Origin of the sequence: Streptococcus mitis (assembly GCF_003942685.1) — a bacterium.
Classification (GTDB): Bacteria; Bacillota; Bacilli; order Lactobacillales; family Streptococcaceae; genus Streptococcus; species Streptococcus mitis_CD.
In genome coordinates, this window is the sequence record NZ_RJNR01000001.1 from 58,907 (window position 1) to 80,192 (window position 21,286).

Here is a 21,286-nt window from a genome sequence, read left to right on the forward strand (position 1 = left end):
GGGAGTAACTTCCTTCTCTTTTTACTATTATCTTAGTTTCTCTCAGGGAACTCTTCCCAATGGTATTTTTTGGTGCTTTCCTTTATAATGGGTGTATGGATAAGAAAAAATTATTATTGATTGATGGGTCTTCTGTTGCTTTTCGGGCGTTTTTTGCGCTCTATCAGCAGTTGGACCGTTTTAAGAATGCGGCTGGTTTGCATACCAATGCGATTTATGGCTTTCAGTTGATGTTGAGCCATTTGTTGGAGCGGGTTGAGCCAAGTCATATTTTGGTGGCTTTTGATGCAGGAAAGACGACCTTCCGTACAGAGATGTATGCGGACTATAAGGGTGGTCGGGCTAAGACTCCTGATGAGTTTCGTGAGCAATTTCCTTTCATTCGTGAGTTGTTGGATCATATGGGGATTCGTCACTATGAATTGGCTCAGTATGAGGCGGATGACATTATTGGGACACTAGATAAATTAGCTGAGCAAGATGGTTTTGATATTACCATTGTCAGTGGGGACAAGGACTTGATTCAGCTGACGGATGAGCATACGGTGGTTGAGATTTCCAAGAAAGGTGTGGCTGAGTTTGAGGCCTTTACGCCAGAATATCTTATGGAAAAGATGGGCATTACACCGGCTCAGTTTATCGATCTCAAGGCGCTCATGGGTGATAAGTCGGATAATATCCCTGGAGTGACCAAAATCGGTGAAAAGACGGGTATCAAGCTCTTGCTGGAGCATGGTTCGCTTGAGGGGATTTATGAAAATATCGATGGGATGAAGGCTTCTAAGATGAAGGAAAATCTCATCAATGATAAGGAACAGGCCTTTTTGTCTAAAACACTGGCGACCATTGATACCAAGGCACCGATTGAGATTGGTTTGGAGGATTTGGTCTATAGTGGTCCAGATGTTGAAAACCTTGGGAAATTCTACGATGAGATGGGCTTCAAACAGCTCAAGCAGACTTTAAATGCATCGTCAGCTGAAGTGGCTGAGAGTTTGGACTTTACTATTGTTGACCAAATCAGTCAAGACATGTTGAGTGAAGAGTCTATCTTCCATTTTGAGCTTTTTGGTGAGAATTACCATACGGATGATTTGGTTGGTTTTGCCTGGTCTTGTGGGGAAAAGCTCTATGCTACAGACAAGCTTGAGCTTTTTCAGGAACCTATTTTCAAGGATTTCTTAGAAAAAACATCTTTGAAAATTTATGATTTTAAAAAATCCAAGGTTCTCTTGCGTCGTTTTGGTGTGGATTTGCAGGCTCCTTCCTTTGATAGCCGCTTGGCTAAATACCTCCTTTCGACTGTGGAGGACAATGAAATTGCGACCATCGCTAGTCTTTATGGTCAGACTTATTTGGTCGATGATGAGACTTTCTATGGTAAGGGTGTCAAAAAAGCCGTTCCTGAACGCGAGAAATTCTTGGAACATTTGGCTCGTAAGATTGCAGTTTTGGTCGAAACAAAGCCTATTTTACTTGAAAAACTCAGCGAAAATGGGCAGTTAGAACTTCTTTATGATATGGAGCAACCTCTAGCCTTTGTCCTTGCCAAGATGGAAATCGCTGGTATTAAGGTAAAAAAAGAGACCTTGCTTGAGATGCAGGCTGAAAATGAGCTTGTCATTGAAAAACTGACTCAAGAGATTTATGAGCTGGCTGGTGAGGAGTTTAATATCAACTCGCCTAAGCAGTTGGGTGTCCTTCTCTTTGAAAAATTGGGACTTCCTTTAGAATACACCAAGAAAACTAAAACAGGTTACTCGACAGCAGTGGATGTGTTAGAGCGTCTGGCTCCGATTGCACCGATTGTTAAGAAAATCCTGGATTACCGTCAGATTGCTAAGATTCAGTCTACTTATGTGATTGGCTTGCAGGACTGGATTTTGGCTGATGGCAAGATTCATACTCGCTATGTGCAGGATTTGACCCAGACTGGGCGTCTGTCTAGTGTGGATCCAAACTTGCAAAATATCCCTGTGCGTTTGGAACAGGGGCGTCTCATTCGTAAGGCTTTTGTGCCTGAGTGGGAGGATAGTGTACTTCTCAGCTCCGACTATTCACAGATTGAATTGCGTGTTTTGGCGCATATTTCTAAAGACGAGCACTTGATTAAGGCTTTTCAAGAGGGGGCAGATATCCATACTTCGACAGCCATGCGGGTCTTTGGCATTGAGCGTCCTGAGGATGTGACTCCAAACGACCGTCGCAATGCCAAGGCAGTCAACTTTGGAGTGGTTTACGGGATTTCCGACTTTGGCTTGTCTAATAATTTGGGCATTAGCCGTAAGGAGGCCAAGGCTTACATTGATACCTACTTTGAACGTTTCCCAGGTATTAAAAACTACATGGATGAAGTGGTGCGTGAGGCGCGTGATAAGGGATATGTAGAGACCCTCTTCAAGCGTCGTCGTGAGTTACCAGATATCAATTCGCGTAACTTTAACATTCGTGGTTTTGCAGAGCGAACTGCTATCAACTCCCCTATTCAGGGATCTGCGGCAGATATTCTCAAGATTGCTATGATTCAGCTGGATAAAGCCTTGGTTGCGGGTGGTTATCAGACTAAGATGTTGTTACAAGTGCATGATGAAATTGTCCTTGAAGTTTCTAAATCGGAACTAGCAGAGATGAAAAAATTGGTCAAACAAACCATGGAAGAAGCCATCCAACTCAGTGTTCCCCTCATCGCAGATGAAAATGAAGGTGCAACCTGGTACGAGGCTAAATAAAAAAGCTATATAGAGTTTGAAGCATTTGTTTTCAAACTCTTTTTCATGTTTTTCTGTAAGCAGTTTCCTTGACATTTTTTTTGTTTTGCGCTATCATATGTCCATATAATATATGGGAGTCTGTGTACAGTCTGAGAGGAAGTGTTAAACTTCGACCGCACCTGATCTGGGTAATGCCAGCGTAGGGAACGATACTTAGTCTAATCTTGACCTTTTCCATATATGGTAAAGGTTTTTCTTTTTGTCAAAGGAAAACGAGAAGAGGAGGTTCTTATGAAAGCAAGCATAGCCTTGCAAGTTTTACCCTTGGCACAGGGAATTGATCGGATTGCTGTTATCGATCAGGTCATTGCTTATCTGCAAGCTCAAGAAGTGACTATGGTGGTGACACCATTTGAAACGGTCTTGGAAGGGGAGTTTGATGAGCTCATGCGCATTCTCAAAGAAGCGCTAGAGGTAGCAGGGCAAGAGGCAGACAATGTCTTTGCCAATGTCAAAATAAATGTAGGAGAGATTTTAAGTATTGATGAGAAGCTTGAAAAGTATACTGAGACGACACATTAGTCTATTGGGTTTTCTCGGAGTCTTGTCAATTTGGCAGCTAGCAGGTTTGCTTAAACTTCTCCCCAAGTTTATCCTGCCGACACCTCTTGAAATTCTCCAGGCCTTTGTTCGTGATAGAGAATTTCTCTGGCACCATAGCTGGGCGACCTTGAGAGTGGCTTTGCTAGGTCTAATTTTGGGAGTCTTGATTGCCTGTCTCATGGCTGTGCTCATGGATAGTTTGACTTGGCTTAACGATCTGATTTACCCTATGATGGTGGTTGTTCAAACTATCCCGACTATTGCTATAGCCCCTATTCTGGTCTTGTGGCTAGGTTATGGGATTTTGCCCAAGATTGTCTTGATTATCTTGACGACTACTTTTCCTATCATCGTTAGCATTTTGGACGGTTTTAGGCATTGTGACAAGGATATGCTGACCCTGTTTAGTCTGATGCGGGCCAAACCTTGGCAAATCCTGTGGCATTTTAAAATTCCAGTCAGCCTGCCTTACTTTTATGCAGGTCTGAGGGTCAGTGTCTCCTACGCCTTTATCACAACAGTGGTATCTGAGTGGTTGGGAGGCTTTGAGGGTCTTGGTGTTTATATGATTCAGTCCAAAAAACTGTTTCAGTATGATACCATGTTTGCTATTATTATTCTGGTATCGATTATCAGTCTTCTCGGTATGAAGCTGGTCGATATTAGTGAAAAATATGTTATTAAATGGAAACGTTTGTAACATAAGAATGTTTCAAAAAAGAAAAGAGGAAATCAAAATGAAGAAAACATGGAAAGTGTTTTTAACTGTTTTAACAGCTCTTGTAGCTGTTGTGCTTGTGGCCTGTGGTCAAGGAACTGCTTCTAAGGACAACAAAGAAGCAGAACTCAAGAAGATCGACTTTATCCTAGACTGGACTCCAAATACCAACCACACAGGGCTTTATGTTGCTAAGGAAAAAGGTTATTTCAAAGAAGCTGGAGTGGATGTTGACTTGAAATTACCACCGGAAGAAAGTTCTTCTGATTTGGTTATCAATGGTAAGGCACCATTTGCAGTCTATTTCCAAGACTATATGGCTAAAAAATTGGAAAAAGGGGCAGAAATTACTGCTGTTGCAGCTATCGTAGAACACAATACATCAGGAATCATCTCTCGTAAATCTGACAATGTAGCTAGTCCAAAAGACTTGGTTGGTAAGAAATACGGAACTTGGAATGATCCAACTGAACTTGCTATGTTGAAAACCTTGGTAGAATCTCAAGGTGGAGACTTTGAGAAGGTTGAAAAAGTACCAAATAACGACTCAAACTCAATCACACCGATTGCCAATGGAGTCTTTGATACTGCTTGGATCTACTACGGTTGGGATGGTATTCTTGCCAAATCTCAAGGTGTAGATGCTAACTTTATGTATTTGAAAGACTACGTCAAGGAGTTTGACTACTATTCACCAGTTATCATCGCAAACAATGACTACCTCAAAGACAATAAAGAAGAAGCTCGTAAAGTCATCCAAGCTATCAAAAAAGGCTACCAATATGCCATGGAGCATCCAGAAGAAGCAGCTGATATCCTCATCAAAAATGCACCTGAACTCAAGGAAAAACGTGACTTTGTCATCGAATCTCAAAAATACTTGTCAAAAGAATACGCAAGCGACAAGGAAAAATGGGGGCAATTTGATGCAGCTCGCTGGAATGCCTTCTACAAATGGGATAAAGAAAATGGTATCCTTAAAGAAGACTTGACAGACAAAGGCTTCACCAACGAATTTGTGAAATAATGACAGAGATTAGACTAGAACACGTCAGTTATGCCTATGATCAAGAGAGGATTTTAGAGGATATCAACCTGCAGGTGACTTCAGGTGAAGTGGTTTCTATCCTAGGCCCAAGTGGTGTTGGAAAGACCACCCTCTTTAATCTAATCGCTGGGATTTTAGAAGTCCAGTCAGGGAGAATTGTCCTTGATGGGGAGGAGAATCCCAAGGGGCGCGTGAGTTATATGTTGCAAAAGGACTTGCTCTTGGAACACAAGACGGTGCTTGGTAATATCATTCTGCCCCTCTTGATTCAAAAGGTGGATAAGGCAGAAGCTATTGCTCGCGCAGATGAAATTCTTGCTACCTTCCAGTTGACAGCTGTAAGGGACAAGTATCCTCATGAACTTAGTGGCGGGATGCGCCAGCGTGTAGCCTTGCTCCGAACTTACCTTTTCGGGCACAAGCTCTTTCTCTTGGATGAGGCCTTTAGCGCCTTGGATGAGATGACCAAGATGGAACTCCACGCTTGGTATCTGGAGATTCACAAGCAGTTGCAACTGACAACATTGATTATTACGCACAGTATCGAGGAGGCCCTCAGTCTCAGCGATCGCATCTATATCTTGAAAAATCGTCCTGGGCAGATTGTTTCAGAAATTAAACTAGATTGGTCTGAAGATGAGGACAAGGAAGTCCAAAAGATTGCCTACAAACGTCAAATCTTGGCAGAATTAGGCTTAGATAAGTAGAAAAATAGGGAGTTGGTGAAGATTATCCTTTACCAGCGCCCTTTTTCTTTTAAAAATGAGAAAATTTCGGTATAATAGTCAAAGATAGTCAAGGTTTAAAGAGAGAGGTGGGTTTGTAATGAGATTTAAAAATACATCGGATCATATTGAGGCCTACATCAAGGCGATTTTAGATCAATCTGGAATTGTGGAGTTGCAACGGAGTCAGTTGGCAGATACCTTCCAGGTTGTTCCTAGTCAGATTAACTATGTGATCAAGACACGCTTTACAGAAAGTAGAGGCTACTTGGTTGAAAGTAAGCGTGGTGGCGGAGGCTACATTCGTATAGGACGGATTGAGTTTTCTAGTCATCATGAAATGCTTAGGGATCTGCTTTACTCAATTGGTGAGCGGGTCAGTCAAGAAATTTATGAGGATATTCTGCAGCTTTTGGTTGAGCAGGAATTGATGACCAAGCAGGAGATGAATTTGCTGGTGGCAGTAGCTTTGGATCGCGTTCTAGGAGAAGAAGCTCCAGTTGTTCGTGCTAATATGCTAAGACAGGTCATACAAGAGGTAGATAGAAAAGGGAAGTAAGATGAACTATTCAAAAGCATTGAATGAATGTATCGAAAGTGCCTACATGGTTGCAGGCCATTTTGGAGCTCGTTACCTAGAGTCTTGGCACTTGTTGATTGCCATGTCCAATCACAGTTATAGTGTGGCAGGGGCGACTTTAAATGATTATCCATATGAGATGGACCGTTTAGAAGAAGTCGCTTTGGAACTGACTGAAACGGACTATAGCCAGGATGAAACCTTTACGGAATTGCCGTTTTCTCATCGTCTACAGGTTCTCTTTGCTGAAGCAGAGTATGTAGCGTCAGTGGTCCATGCTAAGGTGCTAGGGACGGAGCACGTCCTTTATGCGATTTTGCATGATGGCAATGCCTTGGCGACTCGTATCTTGGAGAGGGCTGGTTTTTCTTATGAAGACAAGAAAGATCAGGTTAAGATTGCTGCCCTTCGTCGAAATTTAGAAGAACGTGCAGGCTGGACTCGAGAAGACCTCAAGGCTTTACGCCAACGCCATCGTACAGTAGCTGACAAGCAAAATTCTATGGCCAATATGATGGGCATGCCGCAGACTCCGAGTGGTGGACTCGAGGACTATACGCATGATTTGACAGAGCAAGCGCGTTCTGGCAAGTTAGAACCAGTCATCGGTCGGGACAAGGAAATCTCGCGTATGATTCAAATTTTGAGTCGGAAGACAAAGAATAATCCTGTCTTGGTTGGGGATGCTGGTGTCGGGAAAACAGCCTTGGCGCTTGGGCTCGCTCAGCGTATTGCTAGTGGTGATGTACCTGCGGAAATGGCTAAGATGCGCGTGTTAGAGCTTGATTTGATGAACGTTGTTGCAGGGACACGCTTCCGTGGTGACTTTGAAGAACGCATGAACAATATCATAAAGGATATTGAAGAAGATGGTCAAGTTATCCTCTTTATCGATGAACTTCACACTATCATGGGTTCTGGTAGTGGGATTGATTCGACTCTGGATGCGGCCAATATCTTGAAGCCAGCCTTGGCGCGTGGAACTTTGAGAACGGTTGGTGCGACTACTCAGGAAGAATATCAAAAACACATTGAAAAAGACGCAGCCCTTTCTCGTCGTTTCGCTAAAGTGACGATTGAAGAGCCAAGTGTGGCAGACAGTATGACCATTTTGCAAGGCTTGAAGGCGACTTATGAGAAACATCACCGTGTGCAAATCACAGATGAAGCGGTTGAAACAGCCGTCAAGATGGCTCATCGTTACTTGACTAGCCGTCACTTGCCAGACTCTGCTATCGACCTCTTAGATGAAGCAGCGGCAACAGTGCAAAATAAGGCTAAGCATGTAAAAGCAGACGATTCAGGTTTGAGTCCAGCTGACAAGGCCTTGATGGATGGTAAGTGGAAACAGGCAGCTCAGTTAATCGCAAAAGAAGAGGAAGTGCCTGTCTATAAAGACTTGGTGACAGAGTCTGATATTTTGACCACCTTGAGTCGCTTGTCAGGTATTCCAGTCCAAAAACTGACTCAGACTGATGCTAAGAAATACCTAAACTTGGAAGCTGAATTGCACAAACGTGTCATCGGGCAAGATCAAGCAGTTTCAAGCATTAGCCGTGCGATTCGCCGCAACCAGTCAGGGATTCGCAGTCATAAGCGTCCGATTGGTTCCTTTATGTTCTTAGGGCCTACAGGTGTCGGTAAGACCGAATTGGCTAAGGCTCTAGCAGAAGTTCTTTTTGATGATGAATCAGCTCTGATCCGCTTTGATATGAGTGAATATATGGAGAAATTTGCAGCCAGCCGTCTCAATGGAGCTCCTCCGGGCTATGTGGGTTATGAAGAAGGTGGGGAGTTGACCGAGAAGGTTCGCAACAAACCCTATTCCGTTCTCCTCTTTGACGAAGTAGAAAAGGCCCACCCAGACATCTTTAATGTCCTCTTGCAGGTCTTGGATGACGGTGTCTTGACAGATAGTAAGGGACGCAAGGTCGATTTTTCAAATACCATTATCATCATGACATCGAACCTTGGTGCGACAGCCCTTCGTGATGATAAGACGGTTGGTTTTGGGGCTAAGGATATTCGTTTTGACCAGGAAAACATGGAAAAACGCATGTTTGAAGAGTTGAAAAAGGCTTATAGACCTGAATTCATCAACCGTATTGATGAAAAGGTGGTCTTCCATAGCCTATCTAGCGACCATATGCAGGAAGTGGTGAAGATTATGGTTAAACCTTTAGTGGCAAGTTTGGCTGAAAAAGGCATTGATTTGAAATTACAAGCTTCAGCCCTGAAATTGTTGGCAAATCAAGGATATGACCCAGAGATGGGAGCTCGTCCACTTCGCAGAACCCTGCAAACAGAAGTGGAGGACAAGTTGGCAGAACTTCTTCTTAAGGGAGATTTGGTGGCAGGCAGCACACTTAAGATTGGTGTTAAAGCAGGCCAGTTAAAATTTGATATTGCATAAAAATGGAGAATCAGGAGCAATCTTGATTCTCTTTTTTGCTACTTTTTTATAAAAAATAATAAAAAACTATTGACAAAACAAAAATATAGTTTATAATAAAAAACATAGATAATAAAAATATCAAAAATTATAAAAAGGCAATGCATTTATGAAAAAGAAAACAGCAGTGGTATTTGGAACCTTTGCTCCGCTTCATCAAGGTCATATCGATCTGATCCAGCGTGCGAAGCGACAGTGTGACCGGGTTTGGGTTGTCGTTTCAGGCTATGAGGGAGATAGAGGGGAGCAGGTAGGCTTAACGCTTCAAAAAAGATTTCGCTATATCCGAGAGGCCTTTGGTGATGACGAGTTGACCTCTGTCTGCAAGTTAGATGAAACCAATCTTCCTCGTTACCCTATGGGTTGGCAGGAGTGGTTGGACCAAATGTTAGAGGAGATTTCCTATGATGAAACCCAGCAAGAACTAATTTTCTTTGTGGGAGAAGCAGACTACCAGCAAGAATTGTCTAATCGTAGCTTTGAGACTGTCTTGCAAGAAAGAAAGTTTGGTATCTCAGCGACTATGATTCGAGAAAATCCAAGCAAATATTGGAAATATATTGCTCAACCCTTCCGACGTCAGTTTACAAAGAAAGTGTTGATTATGGGAAGTGCCAGCAATGGGAAGACCACTTTAGCCAAGGATTTGGCAAGGTATTACGATGCACCAGTTAGCCTGGAATACGCGCGTGAGTACCAGATCAAAAACAATGTCCGCGACGATGAATTGACTCCAAAGGATTACTATTATCTCCTGTTGGGGCAGTATGACCAGACATCTAAGTTAATCGATAGCAATGCCAATAGGGGACTGGTAATAGCAGACACCAACTCCTTAGTAACCAAGGGCTACTATGATTATTACATGGAGACTGAGGACCAAAGGGACTTATCAGGAGAGACATTTGACAATCTCTTTGTTTCAATCTTGGCTAAGGAAAAATGGGACTTGATTCTCTTTGTGCAACCTGTCGGTTCCTATGTCAATGACGGATTTAGAGATATGACTATGGCAGAAGACCATATTCGTCATAGTTTTTCCCAGCATTTGGACCAGATGAGGGAGCGCTACTTAGCAAACATTCCACTAGTTTATCTAGCAGAAGATTATCTAGGAAATTATGAAGCAGCAAAAGTGGCTATTGATGCCATTTACCAAGCAGATTAGGAGAAAAATATGAAAAAACTAACTGAAAAAATCACACAATTTATCGAAAACTTTAAAAATGTCCATGCGGAAGCCCGCAAGATCGGTTTTGCAGGAATCATGAACCTGCTCTGGAAAGATCTCTTTGTCGGCCGTAGCCTCTTCCAGTGGTTGTATCTTATTGTCTTGTCAAGTGTTCCCTTGATCTTGGAATTCACGCAAAATACAGAAAGTCATGACTGGATGAGCTTGTTGGCATCTTGGACTGGGATTGTCTGTGTTATCTTGGTAGCAGAAGGGCGTGCAAGCAATTATCTCTTTGGGGCCATCAACTCAGCTATCTATTTGGTTTTGGCCATGAACGCGACTTTTTATGGAGAAGTCTTGACAACCGTTTACTTCTTTGTCATGCAGCCGATTGGTCTCTATGCTTGGCTGTCTAATCGTATTAATGATCAAGGAAAAGCAGAAGAATCTCACTTTGAAGCTAAGAAATTATCTGTTTTTGATTGGCTCAAGTACTTGGCTTTGACTGCTATCATCTGGATTGGTATGGGCTTGGCTTATCAAAGTATCCATAGTGCTCGCCCTTTCCGTGATAGTGTTACCGATGCGACCAATGGTGTCGGTCAGCTCTTGATGACACGTCTCTACCGTGAGCAATGGATTTTCTGGATTGCAACCAATCTCTTTAGTATTTACCTCTGGTGGGGTGAAAATATACACATCCAAGGGATGTACTGGGTTTACACACTCAATAGTCTAGTAGGTTGGTACCAATGGACCAAGGCAGTTCGTAAGGAGGCGTAAAATGACGGACACGATGATTCCAGCAGGGATGACGGAAAAAGAATATTTTGAAATTCATGCCAGCCAGGAGGAGTTTTTGGATTGGTACTACAAGCAGGAACTCCCTCAATACGAAAAACCAAGTGTGACAGTGGATATGGTAGCCTACTGCTTTGTAGAAGGAAAGATCAAGCTCCTGCTGATCCGTCGCAAGGCCCACCCTTATCAGTACTGTTTAGCCTTAGTTGGAGGTTTTATGGACAAGGGAGAAGATGCTGCACATGCCTGTCAGCGCGAGGTGAGAGAAGAAGTCAATCTCGATCTACCTTTGGAGAAAATCGAGCAATTGATGACCGTATCGACCCCCGGCCGTGACCCACGGGGCTGGACAGTGACCATTGCCCACTTGGTGTACCTGCCTAGTCGTGCCTTAGAACTGGCTCAAGCAGGAGACGATGCCAAGGATGTCGTTTTCGTGGATGTCGATTTTCAGACAGGTAAATGCTTCCTAGAGGGAGTGGAGCTGGAGGAGCAAGCCTTCGCCTTTGACCATTATGCCATTATCCAAGAATCCATCAAACGAATCCAAGGCCGTCTCGACTGGAATCCGACCTTCCTTTATCTGCTGGAGGAGGAGTTCACTGTCTACGAGGGGACTGAACTGGTCAATCTCATCAACCCTGGTCACCCAATCGTCAGCAATAACTTTCTCGTAAAATACGGAGAATATGTAGAAGAAGTCGGACTCAAACGAGTACCTAAAAAGAAACCAAGAAAAACCTATCGATTGAAATAAAAAACGAGGCCGGGAACTTTTCCCGACCTTTTTATTTATCATCATTTTTTATGAATGACTATCTTTCTTAGGATTACTCAACATGTGAGTAAAGAAGTCTTTATATCGATACTTGAGATAGTTCTCATGTAAAAATAACAAAGCGATATAGACAATCAAAAAGATTGCAGTCAGATAGAAGACATCAAATGAAGTTCGCGCATAGTAAGTGGCTGATTGATAAGAGCCAATAGCTCCCAAAATCAACCAAGGTAGATACTTGTAATACTTATTTAGCATAAGAGTGCACCTCCTATATTCTATTTCAATGTTATTATATTCCTTTGTCTAATATAATGCAAGCGATTACACAAAAAACAAATTCAAATTTTAAAAGAAAAATCTCCTGTTTTTCTGTTTTATTACGAATAGAAGAGTAGGAGGAGTAAATGTATCTAAAGTATTTAAGATTTTTAAAATAGTTTAGATAAATTGTTGACATATTTAAAGCCAAATGTTACAATTATATTACAAAAAGATTTCTTTATATTTCTAAAACATTACAAAGGAGTAGAAAAATGAAAAAGAAAACCTATATCAAATTGATGGCAGCAACTGTATTGGCTTCTACCTTGCTATTAGGAGCTTGTGGAAATAAAAAGGAAACAACTCAAGCAAGCAGTTCTGTTAAGACAAGCCAATCATCAAGCTCAAAAGCAGCTTCTTCTAGCAAAGAAAGTAAAACTCAGAAGTCCTCAAGTTCAGCTTCATCTGAAAAGACCAAATCATCTACTGACCAGTCTGCAGCAACTGCGACACCATCAGAAGCGACACCTGCACCAGAGCAAAGACAAGGCCAAGAAGTGTCTAATCAACAGGCAGCTAGTCAACAAACTGCTACTCAAGCTCCTTCAACTCAGCAAGGTTCTCAAGCTCAGTCTAACCAGTCAGGCTATGATCCAACAACTGACCGCAAACTTCAAGACAAGCAAGCAGAACACAACAAACGCTACAAGGGTGTTTTAACCATGGTTGATGGTGATTTCTCAGCAGCTGCAGGCAACTGGAAGGGTGCCAATGGTGAAACCATCACAGTTTCATCAGGAGGCAAATTCACAGTAGAATCTGCTGATGGAAAGAAAGAAAACTACTCTATCAGAGACTATTCTTATACTCTTGATGATGGTAAGTATAATGCCAAAATTGGTGGGGGAAAAATCATCCAAATTACAACAGGAGCGGATGGTAAGGTTTCCAGTGTTGCTTTGAGTCAATAATAACTCTCAGTATTTGAATTTTTACAATCAAAGAAAATCCGTCAGCTCAATAAGAGTTGACGGATTATTTTATACTTGTACTTGGGTTAAAAATTCTTCTGTAGTAAGAATTTGAGCAAACTCATCTTGTAGAGAAAGGAGATTAATCTCATGGATAGTCTCAGGAGAGATGGCCTGACCGTTTTTGTTAGATAGGGTAAAACTGGCAGTAGCATCTGCTAGTAAAGTGACTTCAAAACCAAGATTTGCTGCCATTCGTGTCGTAGTAGATACACAATGAGGCAAGGTCAAACCAACAACGACTAAATGACAAATCTGATTTTTTCGTAAATATGTTTCAAGATTTGTTCCAATAAAGGCGCTATTAACCGTTTTTTGAAAGACAGGTTCTGCAGTAACTGGCTCAAATCCACTTTTAAACACCTGATTTTGTTTGTTATAAAATTGCGACTGGGGGTTGTCAGATATGTGTTGAACATGTAAGACTGGAAGACCGTGTTTACGAAAGTATGTCAGTACCCTCAATGCTTGAGATTCAGCTTGAGGGTTGTTTCGTTCTCCCCAGATGGGTCTATCAAATGCTTTTTGCATATCGATAATCAGTAGAGCAGTATGAACCATTTTAAGCCTTATCCAATTGCAAGAGAGCCTCAATCTCTGCCAGAGTGCTAGCTTGTGAAATAGCTCCACGGAGTTTGGCTGCGCCAGATGTTCCACGGAGGTAGTGAGGAGCGAGGCCACGGAATTCACGAACTGCTACGTTTTCCCCTTTGAGGTTAATCAAGCGTTTCAAGTGTTCGTAGGCGATTTTCATCTTGTCTTCAAAGGTCAAATCAGGTAGGATTTCTCCTGTTTCAAAGTAATGGTTGATTTGGTTGAAGAGGTAAGGATTTCCCATGGCAGCGCGGCCAATCATGACTGCATCAGCACCGACTTCTTCGATGCGTTGCTTGGCTTCTTGGACAGTACGGATATCACCGTTGGCGATAAATGGAATCTTGGTCAAAGCTTGAGCGACCTTGTGAAGGGTCTCAAGGTCTGCGTGACCTGTATACATTTGTTCACGGGTACGGCCATGCATGGAGAGGGCAGAAACACCTGCTGCTTCAGCAGCGAGGGCATTTTCAACTGCCAGAGATGGGTCGGCCCAGCCGGTACGCATTTTGACAGTAAGTGGAATATCAAGGACAGATTGGACCTTGTTGATAATAGAGTAGATCTTATCTGGGTCCTTGAGCCACATAGCGCCAGCTTCGTTCTTCACGATTTTGTTAACTGGGCAGCCCATGTTGATATCCACGATATCGGTTTTGGTGTTTTCTTGGATGAATTCTGCTGCGCGTGCTAGGCTGTCTTCATCACTACCAAATAGTTGGATAGAGACAGGGTTTTCGCCTTCGTCGATATGAAGCATGTGCAGGGTTTTTTCGTTGTTGTATTGGATTCCCTTGTCAGAGACCATTTCCATGACAACGAGTCCAGCTCCGAGCTCTTTTGCAATAGTACGAAAGGCTGAGTTGGTCACGCCAGCCATAGGCGCTAAAACAGTACGATTGGGAATCTCAACATTGCCAATCATAAAAGGTGTATTAAGATTTGTCACGAATGAGTTCCTCCAGGTCGTTTTCATCAAAGTTATAGGTAGTTTGGCAGAATTGACAAGTGATTTCTGCTCCGTGGTCTTCCTCTTTCATTTCCTGTAAGTCTGAGCTTGGAAGGCTAGCAAGAGCGTTCATAAAGCGTTCATGGCTACAGTCACATTGGAAACGAATTTCCTCTTCAGAAAGACGCTTGTAGACCTCGTCACCGTAGATAGCCTTGAGGAGGGCTTCGATATGGTCTTCACTTTCGAGAAGGGTCGAGATAGCTGGCATTTCTTGGATGCGTTTTTCAAAGCGAGCAATCTCTTCTTCCTTGGCTCCCGGCAAGACTTGGACTAGGAAACCACCTGCAACCTTGACCTTGTCTTCTTCGTCCAAAAGGACATTGAGACCGACTGCTGAAGGTGTTTGTTGGCTTTCAGTCAGGTAAAAGGCAAGGTCTTCACCAATTTCTCCAGAGATAAGGGGAGTCATAGAGTTGTAAGGATTTCCAGTACCGTAGTCTGTGATAACGAGGAATTGACCATTTCCAACAAAAGGTCCAACTAGAACTTCACCAGTTGCAGTCTTTTTGATGTCAACACCAGGATTTTGAACGTAGCCTTTGACGTTCCCCTTGGTATCTGCGACGGTGATAATAGCACCTAGAGAGCTAGATCCCAATACCTTAACTGTTAGTTTGGTATTTCCTTTTTCATTGGCTGCGAGAATCTGGCTAGCGATAAGAGTTCGACCAAGCGCTACAGTTGAGCTAGCTTGGGTTTGGTGTTTTTCTTGAGCAGTGCGGACGGTTTCTGTGCTATCAAGGACAAAAGCACGAAAGGCTCCGCTTTCTGATATTGTTTTTATAATTTTATCCATAGCTACTATTTTAGCATAAAAATGCCCAAAGGGGGAGCCGTGTGTTTGCTGATTTTTAGGATAATGGACCAGGAAATCAGCATGAAAATAAAAAGAGAAACAGATTATTTCAGCATTTGTAAGATTTATGCTATGCTTAAGGTAGAAAATGAAAGGGGTAACAAATGTATTTAGGAGACTTGATGGAAAAGGCTGAATCTGGCCAATTTTCAATCCTTTCCTTTCTATTACAAGAGTCTCAGACGACTGTCAAGGCTGTAATGGAGGAAACAGGATTTTCAAAAGCAACCCTAACCAAATATGTCACCCTGCTCAATGACAAGGCTTTGGATAGTGGCTTAGAGCTGAATATTCACTTAGAAGATGAAAATCTGCGTCTATCGATCGGTGCAGCGACCAAGGGGAGAGATATTCGGAGCTTGTTTTTGGAGAATGCTGTTAAATACCAGATTTTGATCTATCTTCTCTACCACCAACAGTTTCTAGCCCATCAACTGGCTCAAGAATTGATGATTAGCGAGGCCACGCTTGGTCGCCATTTGTCTAGCTTAAATCAGATTTTGTCAGAGTTTGACTTATCCATCCAAAATGGACGTTGGCGAGGTCCAGAGCATCAGATTCGCTATTTCTATTTCTGTCTTTTCCGCAAGGTCTGGTCTAGTCAGGAGTGGGAAGGTCACATGCAGAAACCAGAGAGAAAACAGGAGATTGCCAGTTTAGAAGAAATCTGTGGTGCAAGCTTGTCTTCGGGTCAGAAATTGGACTTGGTTCTCTGGTCCCACATCAGTCAACAACGTCTTCGGGTTAATGCCTGTCAGTTTCAAGTCATAGAAGAGAAAATGCGAGGCTATTTTGACAATATTTTCTACCTTCGTTTGCTGAGAAAGGCTCCGTCCTTTTTTGCGGGGCAACACCTTCCTCTAGGAACTGAGGATGGGGAGATGATGATTTTCTTCTCTTTCCTCCTATCTCATCGCATTCTTCCTCTTCATACTATGGAGTATATCCTTGGTTTTGGAGGGCAGTTGGCAGATTTGCTGACGCAATTGATTCAAGAAATGAAGAAGGAGGAACTATTGGGGGACTATACAGAGGACCATGTCACCTATGAACTCAGTCAACTTTGTGCTCAAGTCTATCTCTATAAGGGCTATATTTTACAGGACCTCTACAAGTACCAGTTGGAGAATCGTCATCCTTATTTTTTGATGGAACATGATTTTAGGGGAACGGCAGAGGAGATTTTTCATGCCTTGCCTGCCTTTCAGCAGGGGACGGATTTGGATAAGAAGATTCTCTGGGAATGGCTACAGTTAATCGAATATATGGCTGAAAATGGTGGTCAACATATGCGGATTGGTCTTGATTTGACATCTGGTTTTCTTGTCTTTTCAAGGATGGCAGCCATTTTAAAACGGTATTTGGAATACAATCGTTTTATCACCATTGAAGCCTATGACCGAACTCGGCATTATGATTTGCTGGTTACCAATAACCCGATTCATAAGAAGGAACAGACCCCAGTTTATTATTTAAAAAACGACTTGGATTTGGAAGATTTGGCAGGGATTCGTCAGTTATTATTCACTTAAAAGGCTTGGTTGTTCCAGGTCTTTTTTGTAAAATTTACACAATCTCCTCACATTTTTTTAAAAATTAAAAAAAGTTGATAAACAAGAAAGCGCTTTATTTTGTATACTAGTTACTGTAAAGAGGAGACATCCTCAAGATCATTATCAGGAGGACAGCACATGTCACAAGAAAAATACATCATGGCCATTGACCAGGGAACTACAAGCTCTCGTGCCATTATTTTCAACAAAAAAGGAGAAAAGGTCAGCTCGAGTCAAAAAGAGTTTACTCAGATTTTCCCTCAGGCAGGTTGGGTAGAGCACAATGCCAATGAAATTTGGAACTCTGTTCAGTCAGTTATTGCGGGTGCTTTCATCGAAAGCGGTGTCAAGCCAAATCAAATCGAAGCAATCGGGATTACCAACCAGCGTGAAACAACTGTTGTCTGGGATAAGAAAACAGGCCTTCCTATCTACAACGCAATCGTTTGGCAGTCACGCCAGACAGCACCTTTGGCTGAGCAACTAAAAAGTCAAGGTTATGTGGAAAAATTCCATGAAAAGACTGGTTTGATCATCGATGCTTACTTCTCTGCTACCAAGGTTCGTTGGATTTTGGACCATGTAGAAGGCGCTCAAGAGCGAGCAGAAAAAGGAGAATTGCTCTTTGGTACTATTGACACTTGGTTGGTTTGGAAATTGACTGACGGTGCGGCTCACGTGACTGACTACTCAAATGCAGCTCGTACCATGCTTTATAACATTAAAGAACTCAAATGGGATGATGAGATTTTAGAAATCCTCAATATTCCTAAAGCAATGTTGCCTGAGGTTCGTTCTAACTCTGAAATCTACGGTAAGACAGCCCCATTCCATTTCTATGGTGGAGAAGTCCCAATCTCAGGTATGGCTGGGGACCAACAGGCAGCCCTCTTTGGACAGTTGGCCTTTGAACCTGGTATGGTTAAAAATACTTATGGAACAGGTTCTTTCATCATCATGAATACTGGGGAAGAGATGCAGTTGTCTGAGAACAACCTCTTGACAACCATTGGTTACGGAATTAACGGCAAGGTTTACTATGCCTTGGAAGGGTCTATCTTTATCGCAGGAAGTGCTATTCAGTGGCTTCGTGACGGACTTCGCATGGTTGAAAATTCACCAGAGTCTGAAAAATATGCTCGTGATTCGCACAACAACGACGAAGTTTATGTCGTTCCGGCCTTTACAGGTCTAGGTGCTCCATACTGGAACCAAAACGCTCGTGGTTCTGTCTTTGGTTTGACTCGTGGAACAACTAAAGAAGACTTTATCAAGGCAACTCTTCAATCTATCGCTTATCAAGTCCGTGATATCATCGATACGATGCAAGTGGATGCTCAGACAGCTATCCAAGTCTTGAAAGTAGACGGCGGTGCAGCTATGAATAATTTCCTCATGCAGTTCCAAGCTGATATTTTGGGAATCGATATCGCACGCGCCAAAAACTTGGAAACAACAGCTCTAGGTGCAGCCTTCCTAGCAGGTTTGTCAGTAGGCTACTGGAAGGACTTGGATGAGTTGAAACTTTTGAACGAGACAGGAGAACTCTTTGAACCATCTATGAACGAATCTCGCAAGGAACAACTCTACAAGGGCTGGAAGAAGGCTGTGAAAGCAACCCAAGTCTTTGCGGAAATCGACGATTAATATTGGAAGAATAAAGCGACTCAGTTAGAAAGTGTGTAAATATGGAATTTTCAAAGAAAACACGTGAATTATCAATTAAAAAAATGCAAGAACGTACCTTGGACCTCTTGATTATCGGTGGAGGAATTACAGGGGCTGGTGTAGCCTTGCAGGCAGCAGCTAGTGGTCTAGATACTGGTTTGATTGAAATGCAGGACTTCGCAGAAGGAACATCCAGCCGTTCAACAAAACTGGTTCACGGAGGACTACGTTACCTTAAGCAATTTGATGTAGAAGTGGTATCAGATACAGTTTCTGAACGTGCAGTGGTTCAACAAATCGCTCCACACATTCCGAAACCAGACCCAATGCTCTTGCCAGTTTACGATGAAGATGGAGCTACTTTTAGCCTCTTCCGTCTTAAAGTAGCTATGGATCTTTACGACCTCTTGGCAGGTGTCAACAACACACCAGCTGCTAACAAGGTTTTGAGTAAGGAAGAAGTCTTGGAACGCCAGCCAAACTTGAAGAAAGAAGGCTTGGTAGGAGGTGGGGTTTACCTTGACTTCCGTAACAACGATGCACGTCTCGTGATTGAAAACATAAAACGTGCCAACCAAGACGGTGCCCTCATTGCCAACCATGTTAAGGCAGAAGGCTTCCTCTTTGACGAAAGTGGCAAGATTACAGGTGTTGTAGCTCGTGATCTCTTGACAGACCAAGTCTTTGAAATCAAGGCCCGTCTGGTGATTAACACAACAGGTCCTTGGAGTGATAAAGTACGTAACTTGTCTAATAAGGGAACACAATTCTCACAAATGCGTCCAACTAAGGGAGTTCACTTGGTAGTGGATTCAAGCAAGATCAAGGTTTCACAGCCAGTTTACTTTGATACAGGTTTGGGTGATGGCCGTATGGTCTTTGTTCTCCCACGTGAAAACAAGACTTACTTCGGTACAACGGATACAGACTACACAGGTGATTTGGAACATCCAAAAGTGACGCAGGAAGATGTAGATTACCTACTTGGCATTGTCAATAACCGCTTCCCAGAAGCCAACATTACTATTGATGATATCGAAAGCAGCTGGGCAGGTCTTCGTCCATTGATCGCAGGCAATAGCGCTTCTGACTACAATGGAGGAAATAACGGAACCATCAGTGATGAAAGCTTTAACAACTTGATTGCGACTGTTGAATCTTATCTCTCTAAAGAAAAAACTCGTGAAGATGTAGAGGCTGCTGTTAGCAAGCTTGAAAGCAGTACCTCTGAGAAACATTTGGACCCATCTGCAGTTTCTCGTGGTTCTAGCTTGGACCGAGATGATAATGGTCTCTTGACCCTTGCTGGTGGTAAAATCACAGACTACCGTAAGATGGCTGAAGGAGCTATGGAGCGCGTGGTTGACATCCTCAAAGCAGAATTTGACCGTAGCTTTAAACTCATCAATTCTAAGACTTACCCTGTTTCAGGTGGGGAATTGAACCCAGCAAATGTGGACTCAGAAATCGAAGCCTTTGCGCAACTTGGAGTGTCACGTGGATTGGATAGCAAGGAAGCCCAGTATCTCGCAAATCTTTATGGTTCAAATGCTCCGAAAGTCTTTGCCCTTGCTCACAGCTTGGAACAAGCGCCAGGACTCAGCTTGGCAGATACCTTATCCCTTCACTATGCAATGCGCAATGAGTTGGCTCTGAGCCCAGTTGACTTCCTCCTTCGCCGTACCAACCACATGCTCTTTATGCGTGATAGTTTGGATAGCATTGTGGAGCCAGTTCTGGATGAAATGGGACGATTCTATGATTGGTCAGAAGAAGAAAAAGCAGCCTACCGTGCGGATGTTGAAGTAGCCCTTGCTAACAACGATCTAGCGGCATTGAAAAATTAAGAAAAACTAGAAGTGAGGGAACAAGCCTTCCTTGCCTTCCCTCTCCTTCTTTAAAATGGAGACAACGATATGATGAAAGAATTATTTGGAGAATTTTTGGGGACTTTAATCCTTATCCTCCTAGGAAATGGTGTTGTAGCAGGTGTGGTTCTTCCCAAAACCAAGAGTAACAATTCAGGGTGGATCGTCATCACGATGGGATGGGGAATTGCTGTAGCCGTTGCGGCCTTTGTATCTGGCACGCTCAGCCCAGCCCACTTAAATCCAGCTGTGACATTTGCGATGGCCTTAAAAGGAACGCTCTCTTGGGGTTCTGTTTTCCCTTATATTCTAGCCCAATTCGCAGGAGCGATGGTGGCTCAGATTTTGGTTTGGTTGCAATTCAAACCACACTATGAGGCGGAAGAAAATGCAGGAAATATTCTAGCAACTTTCAGCACTGGACCAGCTATCAAAGATACTGTGTCAAACTTGATTAGTGAAATCCTTGGGACTTTTGTCTTGGTATTGACAATCTTTGCTTTGGGTCTCTATGACCTTCAAGCAGGGCTAGGAACCTTTGCAGTGGGAACCTTGATTGTCGGTATCGTTCTTTCACTAGGTGGGACAACTGGTTGTGCCTTGAACCCAGCTCGTGACCTCGGTCCTCGTATCATGCACAGTATCCTTCCAATTTCAAACAAGGGAGACGGAGACTGGTCTTATGCCTGGATTCCTGTTGTGGGACCTGTTATCGGTGCAGCCTTGGCCGTGCTTGTATTCTCACTTTTCTAATCTAGAAAACAATTATGTTGATAGAGCTTGAGATAAGTATCTCAGGCTTTTTTATGTGAAAAATCTCACTTTTGTTTTCTGCTATTTTATGCTAAAA

Annotated in this window: 19 protein-coding genes and 1 riboswitch; of the genes, 15 read left to right on the forward strand and 4 right to left on the reverse strand. The window is 42.8% G+C overall.

Translation table 11 applies throughout. The features are described from left to right. Nucleotides 1-95: 95 nt before the first annotated feature. From polA to D8855_RS00330, 10 genes are all read left to right on the forward strand, one after another. The gene (gene polA, locus D8855_RS00285) at nt 96-2,729 is read left to right on the forward strand and encodes a DNA polymerase I (RefSeq protein WP_125415489.1); all 2,634 of its coding nucleotides are present in this window, start codon (nt 96-98) and stop codon (nt 2,727-2,729) included. 102 nt (nt 2,730-2,831) lie between these two features. Beyond that, nucleotides 2,832-2,934: riboswitch (TPP riboswitch) on the forward strand. A 68-nt stretch (nt 2,935-3,002) separates the two neighbouring features. Further along, a complete protein-coding gene (locus D8855_RS00290; RefSeq protein WP_000647659.1) occupies nt 3,003-3,293 on the forward strand; it encodes a thiamine-binding protein in 291 nt (96 codons plus the stop codon). After that, nucleotides 3,256-4,014 carry an ABC transporter permease gene (locus tag D8855_RS00295; RefSeq protein ID WP_181897293.1) on the forward strand — a complete coding sequence of 253 codons (759 nt, stop codon included), beginning with the start codon at nt 3,256-3,258 and terminating at the stop codon, nt 4,012-4,014. Before D8855_RS00290 ends, D8855_RS00295 begins: the two co-directional genes overlap by 38 nt. Before the next feature lie 37 nt (nt 4,015-4,051). After that, the gene (locus tag D8855_RS00300) at nt 4,052-5,059 is read left to right on the forward strand and encodes an ABC transporter substrate-binding protein (RefSeq protein ID WP_049487591.1); all 1,008 of its coding nucleotides are present in this window, start codon (nt 4,052-4,054) and stop codon (nt 5,057-5,059) included. Then, nucleotides 5,059-5,787, forward strand: a complete 729-nt coding sequence (locus D8855_RS00305; RefSeq protein WP_049487589.1) for an ABC transporter ATP-binding protein — start codon at nt 5,059-5,061, stop codon at nt 5,785-5,787. Before D8855_RS00300 ends, D8855_RS00305 begins: the two co-directional genes overlap by 1 nt. 118 nt (nt 5,788-5,905) lie before the next feature. Further along, on the forward strand, nt 5,906-6,364 hold the full coding sequence (locus tag D8855_RS00310; protein WP_001211265.1) for a CtsR family transcriptional regulator: 459 nt from the start codon (nt 5,906-5,908) through the stop codon (nt 6,362-6,364). 1 nt (nt 6,365) lies between these two features. Further along, complete coding sequence (locus D8855_RS00315) at nt 6,366-8,798, forward strand: ATP-dependent Clp protease ATP-binding subunit (protein WP_049509670.1); 2,433 nt, start codon at nt 6,366-6,368, stop codon at nt 8,796-8,798. Between the two features lie 148 nt (nt 8,799-8,946). Continuing rightward, nucleotides 8,947-10,005 carry an AAA family ATPase gene (locus D8855_RS00320; RefSeq protein ID WP_049487554.1) on the forward strand — a complete coding sequence of 353 codons (1,059 nt, stop codon included), beginning with the start codon at nt 8,947-8,949 and terminating at the stop codon, nt 10,003-10,005. A gap of 9 nt (nt 10,006-10,014) precedes the next feature. Next, complete coding sequence (gene pnuC / locus D8855_RS00325) at nt 10,015-10,794, forward strand: nicotinamide riboside transporter PnuC (RefSeq protein ID WP_125415491.1); 780 nt, start codon at nt 10,015-10,017, stop codon at nt 10,792-10,794. Between the two features lies 1 nt (nt 10,795). After that, nucleotides 10,796-11,569 (forward strand): NUDIX domain-containing protein, encoded by a 774-nt coding sequence (locus D8855_RS00330; RefSeq protein WP_049487551.1) that lies wholly within the window; start codon nt 10,796-10,798, stop codon nt 11,567-11,569. A gap of 48 nt (nt 11,570-11,617) precedes the next feature. Here the strand turns inward: D8855_RS00330 and D8855_RS00335 are convergent, their stop codons facing one another. Further along, the gene (locus D8855_RS00335) at nt 11,618-11,848 is read right to left on the reverse strand and encodes a hypothetical protein (protein ID WP_049487550.1); all 231 of its coding nucleotides are present in this window, start codon (nt 11,846-11,848) and stop codon (nt 11,618-11,620) included. Nucleotides 11,849-12,126: 278 nt separating this feature from the next. On the opposite strand from D8855_RS00335, the gene D8855_RS00340 reads away from it, so the two are divergent. Beyond that, nucleotides 12,127-12,825, forward strand: coding sequence for a hypothetical protein (locus D8855_RS00340; RefSeq protein WP_049487549.1), 699 nt, complete (start codon nt 12,127-12,129; stop codon nt 12,823-12,825). Between the two features lie 69 nt (nt 12,826-12,894). Here D8855_RS00340 and D8855_RS00345 read toward each other — a convergent pair whose 3' ends face one another. From D8855_RS00345 to hslO, 3 genes are read right to left on the reverse strand one after another with little or no spacing between them, the layout of a single operon-like run. Next, on the reverse strand, nt 12,895-13,446 hold the full coding sequence (locus tag D8855_RS00345; protein WP_125415493.1) for a cysteine hydrolase family protein: 552 nt from the start codon (nt 13,444-13,446) through the stop codon (nt 12,895-12,897). A 1-nt stretch (nt 13,447) separates the two neighbouring features. Next, entirely contained in the window at nt 13,448-14,428 is a 981-nt protein-coding gene (dusB, locus tag D8855_RS00350; protein ID WP_185757543.1) for a tRNA dihydrouridine synthase DusB, read from the reverse strand. After that, the gene (hslO, locus tag D8855_RS00355; RefSeq protein ID WP_061864793.1) at nt 14,415-15,287 is read right to left on the reverse strand and encodes an Hsp33 family molecular chaperone HslO; all 873 of its coding nucleotides are present in this window, start codon (nt 15,285-15,287) and stop codon (nt 14,415-14,417) included. The genes dusB and hslO overlap by 14 nt, the downstream gene beginning before the upstream one ends. A gap of 164 nt (nt 15,288-15,451) precedes the next feature. Between hslO and D8855_RS00360 the strand changes: the two genes are divergently transcribed. The 4 genes from D8855_RS00360 (at nt 15,452) to D8855_RS00375 (ending at nt 21,189) form a co-directional block, all read left to right on the forward strand. After that, nucleotides 15,452-16,879, forward strand: a complete 1,428-nt coding sequence (locus D8855_RS00360; protein ID WP_125415499.1) for an AcpB/EbpR/MafR family transcriptional regulator — start codon at nt 15,452-15,454, stop codon at nt 16,877-16,879. Between the two features lie 159 nt (nt 16,880-17,038). Next, entirely contained in the window at nt 17,039-18,547 is a 1,509-nt protein-coding gene (glpK, locus tag D8855_RS00365) for a glycerol kinase GlpK (RefSeq protein WP_000076785.1), read from the forward strand. Between the two features lie 41 nt (nt 18,548-18,588). Then, a complete protein-coding gene (gene glpO / locus D8855_RS00370) occupies nt 18,589-20,415 on the forward strand; it encodes a type 1 glycerol-3-phosphate oxidase (RefSeq protein WP_125415501.1) in 1,827 nt (608 codons plus the stop codon). A gap of 69 nt (nt 20,416-20,484) precedes the next feature. After that, a complete protein-coding gene (locus D8855_RS00375) occupies nt 20,485-21,189 on the forward strand; it encodes an MIP/aquaporin family protein (protein ID WP_125415503.1) in 705 nt (234 codons plus the stop codon). The last annotated feature ends 97 nt before the right edge of the window (nt 21,190-21,286 follow it).